Annotated in this window: 19 protein-coding genes; all 19 read right to left on the bottom strand. The window is 33.4% G+C overall.

The features are described 5' to 3' along the window. Nucleotides 1-27 precede the first annotated feature (27 nt). The 19 genes from miaA to yfmF all read right to left on the bottom strand — a co-directional run bounded on the left by miaA (nucleotide 28) and on the right by yfmF (nucleotide 21,002). The gene (gene miaA / locus FHP05_RS01715) at nucleotides 28-966 is read right to left on the bottom strand and encodes a tRNA (adenosine(37)-N6)-dimethylallyltransferase MiaA (protein ID WP_147665477.1); all 939 of its coding nucleotides are present in this window, start codon (nucleotides 964-966) and stop codon (nucleotides 28-30) included. A gap of 191 nt (nucleotides 967-1,157) precedes the next feature. Continuing rightward, entirely contained in the window at nucleotides 1,158-1,607 is a 450-nt protein-coding gene (locus tag FHP05_RS01710; RefSeq protein WP_147665475.1) for a Dps family protein, read from the bottom strand. 55 nt (nucleotides 1,608-1,662) lie between these two features. After that, nucleotides 1,663-3,489, bottom strand: a complete 1,827-nt coding sequence (gene mutL, locus FHP05_RS01705) for a DNA mismatch repair endonuclease MutL (protein ID WP_147665473.1) — start codon at nucleotides 3,487-3,489, stop codon at nucleotides 1,663-1,665. Between the two features lie 30 nt (nucleotides 3,490-3,519). Next, nucleotides 3,520-6,096, bottom strand: coding sequence for a DNA mismatch repair protein MutS (gene mutS, locus FHP05_RS01700; RefSeq protein WP_147665471.1), 2,577 nt, complete (start codon nucleotides 6,094-6,096; stop codon nucleotides 3,520-3,522). Between the two features lie 191 nt (nucleotides 6,097-6,287). Then, on the bottom strand, nucleotides 6,288-6,851 hold the full coding sequence (locus FHP05_RS01695) for an outer spore coat protein CotE (protein ID WP_147665469.1): 564 nt from the start codon (nucleotides 6,849-6,851) through the stop codon (nucleotides 6,288-6,290). Between the two features lie 195 nt (nucleotides 6,852-7,046). Further along, complete coding sequence (locus FHP05_RS01690) at nucleotides 7,047-7,481, bottom strand: RicAFT regulatory complex protein RicA family protein (RefSeq protein WP_147665467.1); 435 nt, start codon at nucleotides 7,479-7,481, stop codon at nucleotides 7,047-7,049. Beyond that, nucleotides 7,482-9,050, bottom strand: coding sequence for a tRNA (N6-isopentenyl adenosine(37)-C2)-methylthiotransferase MiaB (miaB, locus tag FHP05_RS01685; RefSeq protein WP_147665465.1), 1,569 nt, complete (start codon nucleotides 9,048-9,050; stop codon nucleotides 7,482-7,484). It abuts the gene before it with no gap. A gap of 171 nt (nucleotides 9,051-9,221) precedes the next feature. Beyond that, complete coding sequence (locus FHP05_RS01680; protein WP_147665463.1) at nucleotides 9,222-9,482, bottom strand: stage V sporulation protein S; 261 nt, start codon at nucleotides 9,480-9,482, stop codon at nucleotides 9,222-9,224. 106 nt (nucleotides 9,483-9,588) lie between these two features. Beyond that, nucleotides 9,589-10,386: a TIGR00282 family metallophosphoesterase gene (locus FHP05_RS01675; protein ID WP_147665461.1), complete on the bottom strand. Its 798-nt coding sequence runs from the start codon at nucleotides 10,384-10,386 to the stop codon at nucleotides 9,589-9,591. Nucleotides 10,387-10,519: 133 nt separating this feature from the next. Continuing rightward, nucleotides 10,520-12,085, bottom strand: a complete 1,566-nt coding sequence (gene rny, locus FHP05_RS01670; protein WP_147665460.1) for a ribonuclease Y — start codon at nucleotides 12,083-12,085, stop codon at nucleotides 10,520-10,522. Between the two features lie 260 nt (nucleotides 12,086-12,345). Further along, complete coding sequence (recA, locus tag FHP05_RS01665; RefSeq protein WP_147665458.1) at nucleotides 12,346-13,389, bottom strand: recombinase RecA; 1,044 nt, start codon at nucleotides 13,387-13,389, stop codon at nucleotides 12,346-12,348. Nucleotides 13,390-13,553: 164 nt separating this feature from the next. Next, the gene (locus FHP05_RS01660; protein WP_147665456.1) at nucleotides 13,554-14,807 is read right to left on the bottom strand and encodes a competence/damage-inducible protein A; all 1,254 of its coding nucleotides are present in this window, start codon (nucleotides 14,805-14,807) and stop codon (nucleotides 13,554-13,556) included. After that, complete coding sequence (gene pgsA, locus FHP05_RS01655; protein WP_147665455.1) at nucleotides 14,807-15,385, bottom strand: CDP-diacylglycerol--glycerol-3-phosphate 3-phosphatidyltransferase; 579 nt, start codon at nucleotides 15,383-15,385, stop codon at nucleotides 14,807-14,809. The genes FHP05_RS01660 and pgsA overlap by 1 nt, the downstream gene beginning before the upstream one ends. A gap of 84 nt (nucleotides 15,386-15,469) precedes the next feature. Further along, entirely contained in the window at nucleotides 15,470-16,360 is an 891-nt protein-coding gene (locus FHP05_RS01650; RefSeq protein WP_147665453.1) for a helix-turn-helix domain-containing protein, read from the bottom strand. A gap of 27 nt (nucleotides 16,361-16,387) precedes the next feature. After that, complete coding sequence (locus FHP05_RS01645; protein WP_147665451.1) at nucleotides 16,388-17,167, bottom strand: DUF3388 domain-containing protein; 780 nt, start codon at nucleotides 17,165-17,167, stop codon at nucleotides 16,388-16,390. 184 nt (nucleotides 17,168-17,351) lie between these two features. Continuing rightward, nucleotides 17,352-17,600: a DUF3243 domain-containing protein gene (locus FHP05_RS01640; RefSeq protein WP_147665449.1), complete on the bottom strand. Its 249-nt coding sequence runs from the start codon at nucleotides 17,598-17,600 to the stop codon at nucleotides 17,352-17,354. Between the two features lie 100 nt (nucleotides 17,601-17,700). Beyond that, complete coding sequence (gene ymfI / locus FHP05_RS01635) at nucleotides 17,701-18,420, bottom strand: elongation factor P 5-aminopentanone reductase (RefSeq protein ID WP_147665447.1); 720 nt, start codon at nucleotides 18,418-18,420, stop codon at nucleotides 17,701-17,703. Nucleotides 18,421-18,430: 10 nt separating this feature from the next. Further along, nucleotides 18,431-19,714 (bottom strand): EF-P 5-aminopentanol modification-associated protein YfmH, encoded by a 1,284-nt coding sequence (gene yfmH, locus FHP05_RS01630; protein WP_147665445.1) that lies wholly within the window; start codon nucleotides 19,712-19,714, stop codon nucleotides 18,431-18,433. Continuing rightward, entirely contained in the window at nucleotides 19,707-21,002 is a 1,296-nt protein-coding gene (gene yfmF / locus FHP05_RS01625; RefSeq protein ID WP_147665443.1) for an EF-P 5-aminopentanol modification-associated protein YfmF, read from the bottom strand. Before yfmF ends, yfmH begins: the two co-directional genes overlap by 8 nt. Between the last annotated feature and the right edge of the window lie 32 nt (nucleotides 21,003-21,034).

Below are 21,034 nucleotides of genomic sequence, written 5' to 3'. Positions count from 1 at the left end.
CCTCTTTTTCTATCTATATATTTATTTCTACGTATCTTTTAATAATCCTGCTAAATCTTTTAAAATTATTTGAAATTGCTGTTTTGTTTCCTCGGGTGTTATGGAATACCAATTTACATTCATTTTGTTTCTAAACCATGTATATTGACGTTTAGCATATCTCCGTGAATTGCGTTTCAATAATTCAATGGCTCGATTTAAATCATATTCACCTTTAAAATAAGGAATAAATTCTTTATACCCAATTGCACGCATTGCTTGTGTGTTTTCAAGACCTTGTTGATACAGATGAAAAACCTCTTCTTCCAACGCATTATGTAACATGAGGTCAACACGGTAATTAATTCGTTCGTATAAAAGCTTTCTTTCCATTTCAAGACCTATTAGTACCCAATCATATGGACTTTTTTTATTCATTTTTCGTTTTATTATTTCATCCATTGTTAGACCTGTCTGTTCATAAACTTCAAGTGCTCTTATAACGCGACGATGGTTGTTTGGATGTATTTTTTTTGCTTGTTCTGGATCAACTTGTTGTAATTTCTCGTATAATGGCTGGATTCCATGGTTAGCTATTTTATCCTCTAAATCCTTCGTAAATTGTTCATCTCTTTTTATTTCAGCAAATTGATAGTCGTACATAACAGATTGAATATATAAACCGCTTCCACCAACAATAATCGGTAATTTATTACGTGCAAGGATTTCATCAATATACTGTGTGACTAAACTTTTAAAATCTGCTACAGTGAAGGAATCTTTTGGTTCTTTTATATTTATCATATAATGGGGAATACCTTCTGTTTCTTCTTTTGTTATTTTAGCTGTACCAATATCCATTCCTTTATACACTTGCATGGAATCACCACTAATAATTTCCCCATTAAATTTCTTCGCCATTTCAATACTAAGCTTTGTCTTCCCTACCGCAGTAGGTCCAACTATTGCCACAACTTTTGGTTTCATTCCTATTCCCCTAATCATTTCATAAGACATTTAATATATTTTACCCCGGCAAGCTTGTTGTAAAAATCCCATTTCAAAAAGCAAAGTAAGACCAAGTGTTGTAATTTAGGGATCAGCAGCCAGTAAATGCCCGTTTTGTAAAATAACAATCAGTGGGGATGAAGAAGGCTCCCACTGATTGAGGTTTCACTTTATCTTTCATGAAGAAAGGCTTGAAGCATCCAAACCATTTTTTCATAGTAGGATTGCATCCCAATTAATAAATCGGTAGTTGGTTCGTCCTGTATTTCTCCTGCTAACGGTAATCCCTCACTACGTATTTCCTTTACTAATTGTTCTAAATCCTGAATTAATTGACTGATTATTTCTTGTTCTGTATCATCTGCACTTGCTTCTTCAATGGTTGCTTCTTTCAGATATTTGGACATTGTTGCAAGTGGTTTTCCTTGAATCATAAGTATACGTTCTGCAGTTTCATCCAGTTGTGCGGCAAATTGATTGTACATCTCTTCAAATACCTCATGTAATTGAAAGAAATGTTTTCCTTGGATATACCAATGATATCTGTGTAATTTCACATACATTGTAAATTGATTAGATAATAGTTGATTGAGATAATTGATTAAATTTTGATTTTCCATAAAAACCCTCCTAATATATAAATAGTTTGAACACATGGTGATGTCTTTATACATCCTATTGTATTCGTTTAAACATTTTTTCAAGTTCATAAGATGTGAAATGAACAATTATTGGCCTTCCATGTGGGCATGTAAATGGGTCTTTTGTTTTTCTTAAGTCCTCAAGTAGTTGAAACATATCATCATTATTTAAATAATGATTAGCTTTTATGGATCGTTTACATGACATTAATGCAGCTAGTTCATCACGAACCATTGGTAAATCAATTTTTCCATCTACGATAATTTGTTGAACCATCTCACGAATAACCTCTTCTTCATGCCCGGATGGAAACCAACTTGGGTAGGACCTTATGATATAAGTGTTATTCCCAAAAGGTTTAAAAAACAAACCGACTTTTTCTAACTCATGTTTAAACTGATTGATAAAAATTGCTTCTTGTCTCGAAAATTCAAATGTAAGTGGTAATAATAATTCTTGTGACATCTGAATCGGTTCACTTAGTTTTTTTCGATAATATTCATATTTAACACGTTCTTGGGCGGCATGTTGGTCAATCATATATAGCCCTGTTTCGTTTTGTGCTAAAATATAGGTTCCGTGAAGTTGACCAATCGGAAACATCATTGGAACTCGAGTATCAGCATCGCTTATCTCCTGTGATTTCTCTGTCTGAAAGGGTTTTGGTTCCTTCTGTTCTTCCTTTTCATGTAAAAAATGCGGTGTCTCTTGAGATTTTTTTGTATCTAAATTAGAAGTATATTGATCTAATGCTGGTTCCCGAATGGACGGTGAAAATGACTTTTCTTTTTTACTTGTTACAGCTGACTCAAAATCTAATGTGTCTTGTATGGATTTTTTTTCTTCTTGTTTAGTGACTTGCATTTCTGGAATAAGTGTTGTGTTACGAAATGTTTGTTTAATGGTTTCTTCAATTATTTGTATTAATTCTCTTTCCTTACTAAATCTTGCTTCTAGCTTTGTTGGATGGACGTTAAAATCAACTAAATATGGATCCATCTCAATAGACAATACAACAATTGGAAAACGACCAATCATCAGTAAGCTGTGATATGCTCGAATAATAGCCTGTGTTAGTAAATAATTTCTAATATATCTGCCATTTACAATGATTGATATAAAGTTTCTTGACGCCCTTGTTACCTCGGGTTTACCAATATAGCCGCGAATTACAAAGTCTAGGCTTTTTTGTTCAAGCGGTATCATTTTTTTGGCGACTTTCATTCCATAGACTTGGGCAATCACCTGTAATAAATCACCAGATCCTGCTGTTTGAAATAATACTTTCCCATTATGCACGGCCTCAAAGCGAACCTCTGGATGTGATAATGCAAGTCGATTCAAATAATCTGTAATATGCCCAAGTTCGGTATGAATTGTTTTCATATATTTAAGACGTGCTGGTGTGTTAAAAAATAAATCATTGACCGTAATCTCGGTACCTTTACGAGCATCACTAATCGATCTTTCTTTTACATGTCCACCCTCTAAAAATAGGTATGTGCTTGCTTTTTCCCCTGTCGATGTTTTAATAGATAACCGACTAACAGAAGCGATACTTGCTAATGCTTCACCACGAAACCCTAATGTTTTTATACGAAACAAATCCGTCTCATCTTTAATTTTACTTGTTGCATGTCGCAAAAAAGCCCTCTCACAATCAATGTCTGAAATGCCATCACCATTATCTGTCACTCTTATTTGTTCAATTCCTGCTTCCTTTAATTCTATTTTTATCCATGTACTATTTGCATCGATACTATTTTCTACCAGTTCCTTCACAACAGAAGCAGGCCGTTCGACAACTTCCCCTGCAGCTATCATATTTGCAAGTGATTCAGACATTTGTACAATTCCCATGCTTTATCTCCTTTCTAAATACTTAGGCAATCATTTTATTAGTTTCTGCAGACGATACAATTCATTTAATGCATCTATCGGTGTCATCTCAAGTAAATTGATTTGGCTTAACTCATGAGCCAAATCAGGTTGCTGAGTAGATTTTTTCATTGGTTTATTCTTCTCTTTTTGTTCTTCAAACAATGAAAGTTGATTTGACTCACTTTTCATTGTTTCTGTTTCATTTGTTCCAGCCTGTTCAAATTTATTTAGAATAGTTGTTGCTCGTTCGATTAAATTTCCTGGTAAGTTAGCAAGCTTAGCAACATGAATTCCATAACTTTTATCTGCAGCTCCTTCTTTTACTTGATGTAAAAATACAACATTCCCTTCATATTCTTCTGCTCGAACATGAATGTTTTTTAATCTAGGCAAGGAGGTTTCAAGTGCAGTTAGTTCATGATAATGCGTAGAAAACAATGTTTTAGCATAAACATAATCATGAATATATTCAACAATTGCTTGTGCTAACGCAATCCCGTCATATGTGCTTGTCCCCCGTCCAATTTCATCTAATAAAATCAAACTATTTTCGGTTGCATTTTTTAAAGCATGGTTTGCTTCTAACATCTCTACCATGAAGGTACTTTGCCCTGAAACAAGGTCATCTGCTGCCCCAATTCTAGTAAAGATTTTATCGAAAATCTTCAAATGAGCCTTTTCTGCAGGTACAAAACAGCCAATTTGTCCCATAATAATAATCAAGGCAAGTTGCCGCATATATGTACTCTTTCCTGACATATTTGGTCCAGTAATTAATAAGATATCTGTATCCTCATCTAAATTGATATCGTTTGGGACATAGGAACCATCTTTAATTACTTGTTCTACAACTGGGTGACGGCCATCTTTGATTGATAATTCTTGTTGATGAAAAACAGGTCGAGTATAATGATTGATTTCACTAACCAAAGCAAATGATTGCAATACATCAATGGTACTGATAATTTCAGCTAATACTTGTAACTGTGGAATATGTTCTTTTATTTTTTCCCGTATACCCAAAAACAACTCATACTCTAAGTCAATACTCTTTTCTTCTGCTTCTAATATTAATTGTTCTTTTTCTTTTAATTCTGGTGTAACAAATCGTTCTGCATTTGTTAATGTTTGTTTTCGTTCATATCTCCCCTCAGGAAGTAGATGAAGATTTGCTTTGGTTACTTCAATATAATATCCAAAAACACGATTATAACCGATTTTTAATGAACGAATATTTGTTTCTTCTTTTTCTTTTTTCTCTAACTCCGCAATCCATTTTTTCCCATTGTGACTTGCATCCCGATATGTATCGAGTGTTTTATGGTAACCATCTTTAATTAATGAACCTTCCTTAATTGATACAGGTGGGTCGTCCTTTATACTTTTTTCTAGTAAATCAATTAAATGATTTGGTACTTGAAGTTGTTCTGCTAATTGTTTCGTTTTTTCTTCTTCAAACTGAGTCAATATTTGTTTGATGTTAGGTATTTGTTGTAATGAATTTTTCAATTGGATTAAATCTCGTGCATTAACATTTCCAAAAGCAACTCTTCCAGCAAGTCGTTCCAAATCATATACTGATTTTAAAGATTCACGTAATTGTTCTCGTTGCATAAATCCTTTTAAGAAACTTTCAACAATATCAAGGCGATTTTCGATACTTGTTTGATGTAATAGTGGACGTTCAATCCACTTTTTTAATTGTCGAGATCCCATTGCAGTGACTGTTTTATCTAAAATCCATAACAAACTTCCGTGTTTTCCCTTTCTTAAAATTGATTCCGTTAATTCTAAATTTCGTTTCGAATACATGTCTAGTGATAAATATTGATTTAATTCAATTATTTTTGCTTGTTGTAAATGATTTAGGGATCGTTTTTGTGTGTGTTGTATATAATTTAATAATCTGCTGAATCCTTTCATTAATCTTTCATCATTATTTATATTTTCACATAGGAAACGATACTCCGCATTAAAATTCACCTTATCTTCATAAGAAATCGTTACATGTAATCGGTCTTTTAACTGCTCCTGATACTTTTTCGGCAATGCTGTTGCAATAACCACTTCTTTTATTGGTTGATTATATAGTTCGTGGATTACTTGTTCCCATCCATTATTTAGTAAGGCGATTCGATTTTCTCCTGTTGACAGATCATTATATGCAAGTACAAATGTGCCATCTGGAAAATGAGATAAACTAGCAATATAGTTGTTATCATGTTCCTCTAACATAGTGCTTTCCATAACTGTTCCTGGTGTAATCACTTGAATGACTTCTCTTTTCACAATTCCTTTTGCTTTTTTTGGGTCTTCTGTTTGTTCACAAATAGCAACTTTGTATCCTTTATCAATTAATATTTTAATATAGTTACTTGCTGAGTGATACGGGACGCCACACATTGGTATTTCTTCCTTTTGTCCAGAGTCCCTCTTTGTTAATGTTATTTCAAGTTCTTGGGCTGCTTTTATCGCATCATCAAAAAATAGTTCATAAAAGTCACCAAGACGAAAAAATAAAAACGAATCTTTATGTTCTGCTTTTATTTTTAAATATTGTTTAATCATTGGTGTATGTTTTGCCATTATAAATCCTCCAAAACAGTCATCATATGTTGTCATTATAACATAAAAGTTGTTATTATAGGCATTTCCTTTATTTATCGGCTGTCAATTATATTGGGGAAATCAATTTTAAAAATGAACAAAATCAGCAATTGAAATAAAAGAAATAAAGAAACTTACGAGAATTATTTTCCCGTAAGTTTATAAAGTTTTTATTCTTTGTTTTTTAAAAAATTAGGGTCCACATCCTCTAATTCCTCGTCAACAACAGCAAAATCCCATGCGTCATCATCATCTACATAATTATTCCCTTCTGGATCGACTTTTACATATACTTTTGTCTCTCCAATCACTTGAACAATAAATTCACGTTCTGTATCTACTTTTATTTGATCACCTTTCTTTGAAATCTCACATTCTAAGCAATTTGGTTGTTGAGTTGCTTTACAAACGACATCAAAATCATTGCTAATGGAATGATCATCTTTAATGGAAAGTGGTACAATATCACGATATTGGACTCGCTCTGTGACAACTTCTGTTTTCGTATTATCATGATAGGAATACCATATATTTATATCATAACTTCCATTTACCTCTACCGAATCCTCTGACTTTTTCTTCGAATGATATCGATGATTAATAATCCAGCATCCTAAGATACTTGTTGGTCTATGTGATGGTGTAACGGAATGAGTTTCGTTCGTAAACTTTTTCCCTTTTCCACAAACTGCTTTCGTTATAATTTCTCGATACTCTTTTTTTAAAAAACTCATAATAACGTTTACCTCCTCTTTTTACATTGTCATTTTATGCAAGGCGAATACCTAAAGTGAATCTTTTGCAAGAATATAAAACAGCATATTCTTCTTGCCTATTAGGTGAATCTACTACGTTATATGAGAAGTACAACAAATATGTTACAAAATACAAAAAAAGCTTGACGATGTTTCACATCATCAAGCAATTTTTTAAGACTGACAACAAGTAGGTTTTTTATTTTTTAATTTAGAACCTGTTTCTCCTGCAAGGACATCGCCACCCGTTGATTCAATAATATCTTTTGTAACAGATCGGGCAATTGTTCCTGTAATAAGTTGAAGAACATCATTTACTACAACTTGCGTATCTTTAAATTCCTCTACAACAGGAATTGCATCTAATTCATTTTGCATCCGGTCTAATTCTTTTTCTACCTTTTCAAGAGCCTCTGTTTTTTCATATGCTTGTAGATTTACTGCTTGTTTTTGTAATGCTTTAATTTTTGTGATAAGAGATTGTACTTTTTCACTTTCGTTTATTTTTGCTTCTGCTTGTTTAAATTGCTCAATTTCTTCTGTGTTTGCCAACATTGATGCTAATTTTTTTGCTTCATCTAGAACTTGTTTACGTGTATATTGTGTCATTTATTTCACCTCTACTGTATTTTCTACCATGATTCCATCTAATGACCATGTTTTTGCTTCTGTTATTTTTACTTTGACGATATTTCCGATTGCTTCTCTTGGACCTTTGAAGTTTACTAGTTTGTTTTTTTCGGTGTAACCAGCTAATACATCTGGGTCTTTCTTACTTTCACCTTCAACAAGCACTTTAACAATTTCACCTGTATATTTTGTCATTGCTTCACTAGATTGCTGATTTACAAGATCATTTAATCGATACAGACGTTCTTTTTTCACTTCTTCAGTTACATCATCTTTTTTCCTTGCAGCTGGTGTTCCTTCCCTTGGAGAATAAATAAATGTGTATGCCGATTCAAAGCCAACTTCTTCAACAAGTGAAAGTGTTTCTTCAAATTGTTCCTCCGTTTCATTAGGGAAACCAACAATAATATCTGTTGTAAGTGTAACATTTGGAATTGCTGCTTTTATTTTACGAACTAGTTCTAAAAACTCTTCTCGCGTATATTTTCTGTTCATCTTCCGTAAAATTTCACTACTTCCTGATTGAACAGGTAAGTGAATATGATCAAGAAGATTTCCACCTTTTGCAAGCACTTCAATCAGATGATCATCAAAGTCCCGTGGATGGGAAGTAGTAAAACGAACACGTGGGATATCAATTTTGCGTACATCATCCATTAAATCACCAAAACGATAATCAATGTCTTCAAAGTCTTTTCCATATGCATTGACATTTTGCCCTAGGAGTGTCACTTCTTGATATCCTTGTGCAGCTAAGTGACGAACTTCTTGTATGATATCTTCTGGTCTTCGGCTCCGTTCTTTACCACGTGTCATCGGAACAATACAGTACGTACAGAATTTATCACAGCCGTACATGATATTAACCCATGCTTTTATTTTCCCTTGCCGTACTTTAGGAAGGTTTTCTATGATATCTCCTTCCTTGGACCAAACTTCGACTACCTGGGCTTTCCCAAACATTGCTTCTTTTACTAAATGTGGCAGACGATGAATATTATGCGTTCCAAAAATGAGATCAACATGTTGGTGTTTTTTCATAATTCGATTAACAACAGACTCTTGTTGTGACATACAACCACAAACACCTAATATCAAATCAGGTTTCTCTAATTTCAGCGGTTTTAAATGCCCAATTTCACCAAAAACTTTATTCTCTGCATTTTCACGAATGGCACATGTATTCAATAAAATAATATCAGCATCTGATGTGTCTGAGGTGGCTTCATACCCCATACTACTTAAAATACCTGCCATTACTTCTGTATCATGTTCATTCATTTGACAGCCATATGTGCGAATTAAAAACTTCTTACCTTTTCCAACATCCCTCATATCTTCTGGGATATTGAAATCATAATGTACCTCTACTTGTTCACGACCACGTTTACGTGCTTTATTAATATTAGGTGGCTCATACGTTGTTTCAAAGTATTTTGCAAAATCTGCACTCGTTTTTTCATGTAATGGTTTGTCCTGACCGGATTTTTGGTCCGCGGCATCCACTTGTTTAATTTGAGATTGTTCTTTACGTTGTTGTTCGTTCATGATTAGACTCCTTTCTTTAACAATCCATTTATCTTAAAATTAATCATACATTATTTTAGTATAAAGGGTATAAGTAAATTAAACAACATTTCACATATAATATTTCTCTAAAAAAAAGACAATAAAAAAACAGTGTCACAAAAATGTAACACTGCTATGTGAAATACTTTTTTATCTTGGTTCCACAATTAACTTTATAGCCGTACGTTCTTCGTTGTCAATCATAATATCAGTAAAGGCAGGAATACAGATTAAATCGACTCCACTAGGTGCAACAAATCCTCTAGCAATTGCTACAGCTTTTACAGATTGGTTTAATGCTCCCGCACCGATGGCTTGTATTTCTGCTGTACCACGCTCACGTAATACATTTGCAAGTGCACCTGCTACTGAATTTGGATTTGATTTTGATGAAACTTTTAATATTTCCATTACTAGTACCTCCTCTTTTGCTTGTTGTCGTTCTAATCCTATCCTATTCTTAAAGTCCGCACCTTATTACATTATTATGAATGAAATAGTCGAAAAATTCAAATATTCAAGTAAAAAATGGATGATCATCATTTATTAAAATTCGTTTAATAGACTCTGCTCTTCCCGTTTTTTTGTCTATAGTTAGAATAATAGCACTTAATTGTGTGCTACCTTTTTCATCAACATTGAAACGTACTGGTAAATTGGTAAGGAAACGTTTTAGAACTGCTTCTTTTTCTACTCCCAAAATACCATCATATGGGCCAGTCATACCAACATCAGTGATATAAGCTGTACCATTTGGTAATATACGTTCATCTGCTGTTTGTACATGGGTATGTGTTCCAACAATAGCACTTACTCTACCATCCACATACCAACCAAGTGCTTGTTTTTCACTTGTTGTTTCTGCATGAAAGTCAACAAATATGATGTCTGTTCTTTTTTTTGCTTCTTCAATGAGTATATCTATTTTTGTAAAAGGGTCATCAATTGGTGCTAAAAATGTTCTTCCCTGTAAATTAATAATTGCAACTTCTATTCCATTTACATTTAGAAATACAAGCCCTTTTCCTGGGTTATTTTGCGGAAAATTCGCTGGTCTTACCATATACTTCGCATCATCAATAAAGTCGAATATTTCTTTTTTATCCCATGCATGGTTACCTAATGTAACAGCTTGAGCTCCCCATTCTAAAAATTGTTTGTAAATTTTTTCGGTAATACCTTTTCCAGCAGCCGCGTTTTCACCATTGACAATAGTAACATGGGGATGGTACTTGTCTTTTAATTTCGGTAAATAATCTCTTACCATTGTTCTACCCGGAGATCCAACTATATCTCCTATAAATAAAATTCGCATATATTTATCATCCTATATTTTATAATATGTATAGTTTTCCACAAATAAAAATAAATGTCAAAAAATAAAAGCGGAGTAATTACTCCGCTTTTACTTAATTGCTTTAAATATAACACACAATCAGGTTTATGAATTATTTAGCATATTCAATAGCTCGTGTTTCACGTATGACGGTAATCTTTATATGACCTGGATAATTCAATTCTTTCTCAATTCGCTTTCGAATATCTCGAGCAATATGAACAGAATCAACATCATCAATCATATCAGGCTTTACAATAATTCGAATTTCCCGTCCGGCTTGGATAGCATATGATTTTTCAACTCCGTCAAACGACTCTGAAATGGATTCTAGTTTTTCAAGACGTTTGATATAGTTTTCTAATGATTCGCTTCGTGCTCCAGGTCGTGCTGCAGAAATTGCATCTGCGGCAGCAACTAAAACTGAAACAACAGAAGTTTGTTCTTCATCACCATGGTGTGAGGCAATAGCATTAATAACAATTTCATGTTCATTATACTTCATCGCTAATTCTTTACCGATTTGAACATGACTTCCTTCTACTTCATGGTCAATTGCTTTTCCGATATCATGAAGCAAACCAGCTCTTTTTGCCAATACTTCATCTTCACCTAATTCAGCAGCAAGCAATCCAGAAAGATACGCTACTTCCATTGAATGCTTTAAGACGTTCTGTCCATAGCTTGTACGATATTTTAAACGACCTAGTATTTTTATTAAGTCTGGATGTAAGCCATGTACACCAAGCTCAAAGATTGTTTCTTCACCGACTTCACGTATATGCTCGTCCACCTCTCGGCGCGCTTTGTCTACCATTTCTTCTATTCTTGCTGGATGGATTCGTCCATCTTGAACAAGATTTTGTAATGCAATTCGAGCAATTTCTCTACGAATTGGATCAAAGCCAGATAGTATAACAGCTTCTGGTGTATCATCAATGATTAAATCAATACCAGTTAATGTTTCCAAAGTACGTATATTTCGTCCTTCACGACCAATAATACGTCCTTTCATTTCATCATTTGGCAAACTTACAACAGATACCGTTGTTTCAGCAACATGATCTGCTGCACAACGCTGAATTGCAGTAGAAAGGACTTCTTTTGCCTTTTTGTCTGCTTCTTCTTTTGCGCGATTTTCTGTTTCTTTAATCATCATGGCAGAATCATGTCTTAATTCTTTTTCAATACGGCTCAGGATCACTTGTTTTGCTTGCTCTGTTGTATATCCTGAAATGCGTTCAAGCTTGGACTGCTGCTCAGTTATCACAGCTTCCACTTTGCTTTCCATTTCTTCAATTTGTTGTTGTTTTGTTGTTAGGGAAGATTCCTTTTTCTCTAACATGAGCTCACGCTTATCAAGCGTTTCGCTTCTTTTATCTAGATTTTCCTCCTTTTTCATGAGGCGATTTTCTTGCTTTTGCAATTCTGCACGGCGTTCATGCAACTCTTTTTCGGTTTCTTGACGTAATTGATATATTTCATCTTTCGCTTCTAAAAGAGCTTCTTTTTTAGCTGCCTTAGCATTACGCTTTGCTTCTTCAACTATTTGTTTTGCTAATGTTTCTGCACTTGAAATTTTAGCTTCAGCAATTTTTTTACGAATCAGATAACCAACAACAATACCGACGATTAGGAACAAGGCAAGCAAAATGGAGATGATTATAGGATAATCCACGGTTTCTCACCTCCTATTGCTATAAATTTGTTGAATTCATTATTGTCGGCATGTACCATATTCAATAAATAAAAATACAACGTGTATAATTTTAAAAGATATAACTATACATCTTCAATTTTAATTGTCCAGGTAAAACTTGTCAAGAAATCTTCACAAGTTTTGGTTATATTTAAGGAAATAAATTCTTTCACCAAATTAAAACCCTTTATCTCATATGATAAAGGGTAGTCTATTAAATATTAGAGAAAAAAATAGGATTATTCCTGTAAATCCAATACTTCCTGGCCTTCTTCTGCCGTTTCCTCTTCTTTATCTGAATCTAATTTATAATGATTTCGGATTTCTCCTTGGATTTCTTCTAGCATATCAGGATGAGCTTGTAGAAATTGCTTAGCATTTTCTCGTCCTTGCCCGAGTCTTTCTTCTTCATAGGAATACCATGCACCACTTTTTGTGACAATATCTAAATCAGAGCCAATATCTAGTAATTCACCTTCTTTAGAGATTCCTTCACCATACATGATATCTACCTCCGCTTGCTTAAATGGAGGTGCTACTTTATTTTTAACAACCTTAATTCGTGCACGGTTTCCGACCATTTCATTTCCTTGTTTCAATGTTTCTGCACGGCGTACTTCTAAACGAACAGAAGAATAGAATTTCAATGCACGTCCACCTGGAGTTGTTTCAGGATTTCCGAACATTACACCAACTTTTTCGCGGATTTGATTAATGAAAACAGCAGTTGTTTTTGATTTATTAATAGCACCTGAAAGCTTCCGTAGTGCTTGAGACATAAGTCGAGCTTGTAAACCAACATGGGAATCTCCCATTTCACCTTCAATTTCTGCCTTTGGAACAAGTGCAGCAACAGAGTCAACTACAATAATGTCAACTGCCCCACTACGTACTAGTGCCTCTGCAATTTCTAGTGCTTGTTCCCCTGTATCAGGCTGAGACAATAATAATTCTTCAATATTTACGCCTAATGCTTTCGCATATGTAGGATCTAACGCATGTTCTGCATCAATAAATGCTGCTTGACCACCATTTTTCTGTGCTTCAGCAATGGCGTGTAAAGCTACTGTTGTCTTACCAGATGATTCTGGTCCATAAATTTCAATGACTCGACCGCGTGGATAACCACCAATGCCTAATGCAATATCTAAGGCCAATGAACCACTAGAAATAGTTTCAATTTTTTTATTTGCTTCTTCCCCTAATTTCATAATAGAACCTTTACCGAATTGCTTCTCTATCTGTCTTAATGCATTATCTAATGCTTGTTTTCTATCACTCAATGAAACAACCTCCTTTATCATTATATCTATCATACAACTTTTTATTTCATTTGCCAAGAAGAAACCGAATAAGTGTTCTTGTATTTTGTAATCAATAATTAACTAGAAAAGCAATTTTTGTAATCATTATTAATGAAATATTCACTTTTAATGCTTGTAACATGTCAATTTATCGATTTTAAAAACTTAAATAATATTTCATACCCTTTTAACACAGCTTTTCGCCTGATTGATTCGCGATCACCAAAAATCATATGTTTTTCAACTAATTCTTCGCCTTTATCATTAGCAATACCAATAAAGACAGTTCCAACTGGTTTTCCCTCAATATTGGTCGGTCCAGCAATTCCGGTAAAGCTAATTCCTATATTTGTTTTCAATAATTTACATACATTATGTGCTAAAGCACTTGCACATTCGTAACTAACCGTTCCCTTCGTATTGATTAATTCCGTTGAAACACCAAGTATATCTGTTTTAACTTGGGGATCATAACAAACAATTCCGCCCTTAAAAACTCCAGAAGAACCGGAAACAGAAGTCAGCTTTTGGCTAAACATTCCCCCTGTCAAACTTTCTGCCGTTCCAATCGTTAGTTTTCGTTGATTGAGCATGAATAATGCCTTTTTCTCTATTGTTTCATAATCTGTTCCCACATAGAATTTACCAACTCGAGTGAGTATTTTATTTTTGCATTCTTTTAATAAGTGACTTGCTTGTCTTTCTGAATCGGCCTTTACTGTTAAACGAATGATAAGTCCATCACTTTGTGCTAAAGGCGCTATAGTTGGATTAGATTGCTCTTTAATCATATCTTGTAGTTCATGTTCTAATTTTGCCTCACCGATACCAATAAACCGTAAGACCATTGATTGGATTAATTGCTTTTGTCCAGTGATTTTATATAAATAAGGAATAATCTCATTTGTGAACATTGATTTCATTTCATTTGGTACACCTGGTAAAAAGATCCATACTTTCCCTTCGTGGGTAATGATCATTCCTGGAGCCATTCCTACTTTATTTTCTATTACGGTAGATCCTTTAAAAACACGTGCTTGCTTTTTGTTATTATCCGTCATTTCTGTATGGTGTTTCTTAAAATATGCTTCAATCTTCTTCATGGATTCCTCATGTTCCATAAGCTCCATATCACTTACTTCTTGAAATGCTTCCCTTGTTAAGTCATCATCAGTTGGCCCAAGACCACCTGTAACGATAATAATGTCAGAACGCTTTTTAGCTAGATGGAAAGTACTTGAAACACGTTTTAAATTATCTCCAACAACTTCATGATAGTGAACATTTATCCCGTTTGCTGCTAATTGCTTCGAGATCCATTGTGCATTTGTATTTGCAATTTGCCCAAGTAATAATTCTGTTCCTACAGCAATTATTTCTGCCTGATATTCCTTCATTATTTTGATTCCTCCATAACATGCCAATTTTTAATGAAGTAATCCACTCCAGAGAGCACAGTGAAAAATAGCGCAATATACAACATAATCATGTCGATTGGAAAACCAAGATAGGAAAATGGGTAATTATGTAATAATAACAATGCAATGGCCACTAATTGGGATGCTGTTTTAACTTTACCTAAATTACTAGCTGCAAGTACAATACCCTCTCCGGCAGCAACAAGACGAAGACCTGTCACAGCTAATTCGCGACTAATAATTAAAATAACAACCCAAGCTGGTGCTATTCCCATTTCAACAAGTAAGATAAGCGCGGCAGACACAAGCAATTTATCTGCGAGTGGGTCAAGAAATTTCCCTAGATTGGTAACCAATTGGTACTTTCTTGCATAATGCCCATCAATCCAATCCGTTGCAGAAGCAATAATAAATACAATAGCTGCAACAAAATGAGTGATTGGAAGAACATCTTCACCAATTTGCCATTCTCCCCAATTAAAAGGTACACTCAAAATGATAATAAAAATGGGAATTAACATAATACGTGATAAAGTGATTCGATTTGGTATGTTCATTGTTTGAGATTCCTCCTATGATTTTAAAAAATATGAGCTTAAAAAACCCTTCCACATATATTTATGGGAAGGGTTTTTATATGTTTATTCCTCATTTCCTATTTTGACCCTTATTTTTTGTGTGACAACATCTGTCGGATCGATTGGATATTCTAACTCTGTTCCATTGATTGTAATGGTAAAATCTGCAGCATAACCAATATTAAAAAAGACTTCTTCCTCACCTGTCACATCTAATTCATGTGGTGATGTCTCTTCTGTTAATGAATCATAAAATAAACGTTCACCATTTGTACCTTGAATTTCCAACCATGTTTTACTGCCAGATTCTACTACAATTTTCACTTCGTCTTCAGGCTTAGATAATTTAAAAATTGATTCAGGATGATTTCCTGTTCCTTCTTCAACCAATTCTAATGTTGTATTAGAATCATCTGATTGAGCGTCTTCATTCGTATCTTTTTCATTACTTTCTTTTTCTGTATCCTCTTTTGGTTCTTCTTTACTTTCTTTCTCATCTGGATCTGTCACATAAAATTCATTTTTATCGATATTACTTTCCTCATCGACTGGACTATTGCTATCTGGTTTCTTATTTAAAAAATACACCATTGAAACAATAATACCTATAACGAGTATGACAACGATAATCGTAGGAATAAATGAAAATATGGAATGATTTTTTTCCTTTTCTTTTTGTGTGCGACTAAATCTTGTGTACTGTGTATTTTCTGTTTCATCCGGTGCTGGAATTTGCGTTTTAAATTCTTCTAAAAGCTCTTCCGGATCCAGACCAACAACAAGAGCATACTCTTTAATAAAAGCTCTAGCATAAAAATTACCTGGAAGCTTCTCGAAATTACCAGCTTCGATTGCTTCTAGATAGCGTTTTTGAATTTTGGTAATATCTTGAAGGCTTTCCAATGAAATATCTTTTTCCTGTCTGGCCTCTTTTAATCTTTCTCCTATATCCATAAACAACACCATCCAAATATAATGTAACTACATAAATCCCTGATTATGATGTAATGTATTTCTCTCTAAATCTTTATATGATATTTCTTCATCTTCATGATTACGGAGTTCAATAATATAATCAAAGTCCTCCATAGTATACTCTGTTGCTTGGACAAAAATGTCTGGATGTTCAATTACTTTCACAGCTGGTAACTGCATAATTTCACGAATTAATTGCCAATGTTTCTCGTTAGCACGATGTTTCGATACAATTCCATCAATTATGTACGTATTTTGTGGGCTATATTCCCCTTTAATTAATTGGCTACGGACGGTTTGTTTTAATAATGTACTTGATACAAAAACCCATCGTTTATTAGCGCAAACACTTGCAGCTACAACTGCTTCTGTTTTTCCTACTCGAGGCATACCTCGTATACCAACTAGTTTATGCTCATTCTTTTTAAATAATTCTGCCATGAAATCGACTAATATACCAAGATCATTTCTTACAAATCGTACAAGTTTACGATCATCTTGATCACTGTGAATATATCTTCCATGTCTAACGGCTAAACGGTCCCTAAGTTTTGGTTTACGAAGTTTAATTAATTGAATCGTGTCCATTGTTTGTAAAACTGTTTTTAAACGCTCTATTTGTAAATCATCTTTTGTTAATATTAAAAGACCTCGTCTTGCATGCTTCACTCCGTTTATCATAATGATATTAATAGATAGCATACCTAAAAGAGAAGAAATATCTCCTAACAATCCAGGCCGATTAATTAAGATTTCATATTCGAGATACCATTCCGTTTTTTCCATGGCTTTCTCCTTTAATTTAAATAGTTCCATTAATATGTTAACGAATGAATAACACAAATGCAATCATATACGCTTTATAATAAATCATTTTCAGTTTATATGGAAGTAAATTCATTATAAAAATGAATAAAATATTTTATGAAGAAAAAGGAGCTGTAAAAATCACAGCTCCTTTTTAGAAATTTTATTGTCTTTGAACAAGTTTCACCATTGCATTTGCAATAGATTTTTGTTCTTCTTCTGATGCAGCATTCCAAAGTTCACGAAGCATCGCTTGCTCATCATTTTTTGCATCCACCGTTTTAGCTAGGTAATCACCTATCTCATACGCAACATTTGTGACTGTTTCTTCTGTCATTCCCTCTGATTTAGCTTGTTCTAAACGATTTGATAAAAAGCCTTTCCAGGATTCAAAATTATCAAGTACTGACATCTAAATACCTCCTCGATATTATTCAAATTCAAATATAGTATTTGATTTTGACTTAAGTTTATACATCTATAAGAAGGTATTCTGGATCCTTCCACGTGCGTTACTGCCAACCACCATCTATCTTTATAATTTGTCCCTGAATATAATTGGAATGTTCATCAAGTAAAAATTGAACGGCATGTGCTACTTCGCTCGCCATTCCAATTCGTTGAAGTGGAATTTCAGAAACAATACTTTCCACATCTTCTGCTGACAGATGTTCATTCATTTTTGTCTGAATAAATCCTGGACTAATTCCATTAACAGAAATAGATGATGGACCTACTTCTTTAGCTAAAGCTTTAACAAAGCTATTCTGTGCACCCTTTACAGAAGAATAAATGACCTCATTACTTGCGCCTACTTCTCCCCAAATTGAACTAATAAATATAATATTACCTTTTTGTTGTTTGATCATGGACGGAAGCAGTTCCTTACATATAAGCCATGGTGCTTTAACATGTAAATTTAACAAAGTATCCATTACTTGTTCTGAAGTATCTTGGAATAATCCGTAGTAGGCTTTTCCTTGCGCAAATATAATATGATCGATTGGAAAGACAAGCTGATTAAAGAACGATTGCAATTGTGCTGTATTTTGTAGATTAGCTTTGACTTTTAATAAAATTGATTCATTTGGAACTTCTTCAGTTATTCGTTCTATACTATCTTTATTTTCATTAAAATGTAATATAAGTTGATATCCTGCATTTCCGAGTAATTTAGCAATTTCACTGCCAATACCTCCACTGGCTCCTACTATTAATACATTTTTCCCCATTGTCTTCCCCTTATTGTGGCATAATTTTACATACGGATAGTCTCTTTTCATCAATCCAATTTTTAATAAAGTGTTGTATATCCTCTCTTGTTAATGACTCAATTTCTGGAATCACCTGAAAGAAATCAATATCAGCAATTGCATAATGAATGTAATTATTTGCTATATACTCTAAAGAATTCATTGAACGGAGCATTTGACCAATTTTTCGTTTCTTCATGCGATCTACATCTGCTTCTGTTAGTTGTTCATCTTTTACAGACATTAATAACTCCTTCATCCTTTGAATAAATTCATCTGGTTTATTCGTGTTTCCACCAATTAAAGAATATCCAAAGTTTTTCTCTAAAGTTGTTTGATAAAAGAAGCTATTGTCAATTAAATTTTCTTCATATAAGATTTGATAAAGTTTCCCACCTTTGGAAAAATAATGATCTAAAATCATTTGTTGTAGTAAATCCTTTTTTAAGAATTCCTCTTTTTCAAGTGGTTTTACCGATTCCTTAATTCCTACAGTACATTTCGGAATAGATACCGGCATATGAATTGTTTTTTCATCCATATAAGCATGTTCTGGCTCTTTGGGATATTGTGTACGTAGTTCATTCAATGGTTCAAAAGTTTTACTTGTTTGATTGTCCCGAATGAGCTGACTCATCTGGTTAGGTTCAAAATTTCCAGCTATAAATAAAATCATATTTTCTGGATGATAAAATGTGTGATAGCACGTATACAAATGATCCTTCGTTATAGTATGGATGGAATCAACTGTTCCAGCAATATCTATTGTAATTGGATGATTTTTAAACATAGTTTGTAGTGTCCCCATAAAAGAACGCCAGTCTGGTTGATCATCATACATTTTGATTTCTTGGGCGATGATACCTTTCTCCTTTTCAACTGATTCATCCGAAAAATAGGGATCTTGCACAAAGTCAAGTAATGTTTTTACATTTTTCTCGATATTATTTGTTGCTGAAAATAAATAAGCTGTCTTTGTAAATGACGTAAATGCATTTGCAGATGCACCTTGATTACTGAAGTCAGTGAATACATCCCTATCCTTTTTCTCAAAAAGTTTATGTTCTAAAAAATGTGCAACCCCGTCTGGAACAGTAATCTGTTCTGTTTCACCAATTGGAGTGAATGTATGATCAATGGATCCATAATTTGTACAAAATATACCGAATGTTTTTGACATTTCTTGTTTTGGTAATAAAAATACTTGTAGTCCATTTGGTAACTTTTCAGAATAAATGGTTTCATCAATATGTTCATAGTATGTTTTATCCATCAAGATGACCTCCTTTGTCCGTTAATAAATAGACAGTATCTTCTTTAATTTGGTTAGCAATTTGTATACAATCATTTTTATCCACATTTTTAATTCGTTCAATAAGTTGGCTTGGTGGCAGTAAGGTTCCTGCTACGGTTTGTTGATAGAGCATCTCAATGATACCTTGCGGATTATCTAATGTTTCTAATAATTGATTGATAATTAAATTCTTTGTTTTTTCTAATTCTTCTTCCGTAAAATCACCTTGTTGCATTGCTTTTAACTGATGTTCTATAATATCCCTTGCAGCCTTATAATCCTTCGGTGCAATACCACTAAATACAAATAGTAATCCTTTATGACTCTCTATTCGAGATGCTGCGTAATAGGCCAAACTGTTTTTTTCACGAACATTTATAAATAATTTTGAGCTTGGAAATGCACCAAACAAGCCATTAAATACTTGTAAAGCAGGATAAAGATCATCTTTGTACGTGCAATTGGTACGGTAACCAATATGTAGTTTAGCTTGTTGAATATCTTGTTTTTCAATTACTTCATTTACTTCTTCTTTTTCTTGTTGCACATTTTTCTCTATCTTATTAAGGGATCTTTTAACACTTTTTCTGTGAATCTTTGTTGCAAACAATTCCTCAATTTCTTCAGAATCAATATCCCCTACCACATAAATATCTAAATCATCTTCTTTAATTATTTTTTGATAGTATTCATAAGCTGATTTTGCAGTAATTTTTTCTAAGTCTTCTACATAACCATGTACTGGCAATTGATAAGTTTCTTGACTACACATTTCTTCAATTAAACGCATATTAGCATAGCTTAGCTTATCATCTATAATTGATTCAATTTTTTGTTTTAATGTGACCAATTCACGCTTAACGATCTCATTAGAAAATTGTTTTTCTTCTGTCCTTGGATAAAATAACATTTCATTAAATAATGTAATGGCTTCTTCAAATATTGAATTGTTTTTCGTGAACTTTTCATTAGCGACATTAAATCGAATACTAATAATATGGTTATTTCCTTTTTTAGAACTATCTGAAGTAAGAACTGCTCCATATAAATCATCTAACTTTTTTTCTAATGCCGGACGTGTTGGATAGTTTTTCGAACCTTGCATTAAAATATAAGGAATTAATGCCCTTGTAGTAATATTTTCTCTTTGTAGAGCTGTCTTAAATTTTGCTACAAAATGAACTGTTTTAAATTTTTTCGTAGGTATCAGATGTAAGGTGTATCCATTCATATCTATTTTCTCTACTTTCTTTTGCTGGTGCATCATCAATTAACCTCCCATAGCTATCATTATCAATA

The organism is Cerasibacillus terrae (assembly GCF_008039555.1).
GTDB lineage: Bacteria > Bacillota > Bacilli > Bacillales > Amphibacillaceae > Cerasibacillus > Cerasibacillus terrae.
Note: the sequence above shows the minus strand (reverse complement) of the source record. Positions and strands in the feature narration are given on the sequence as shown.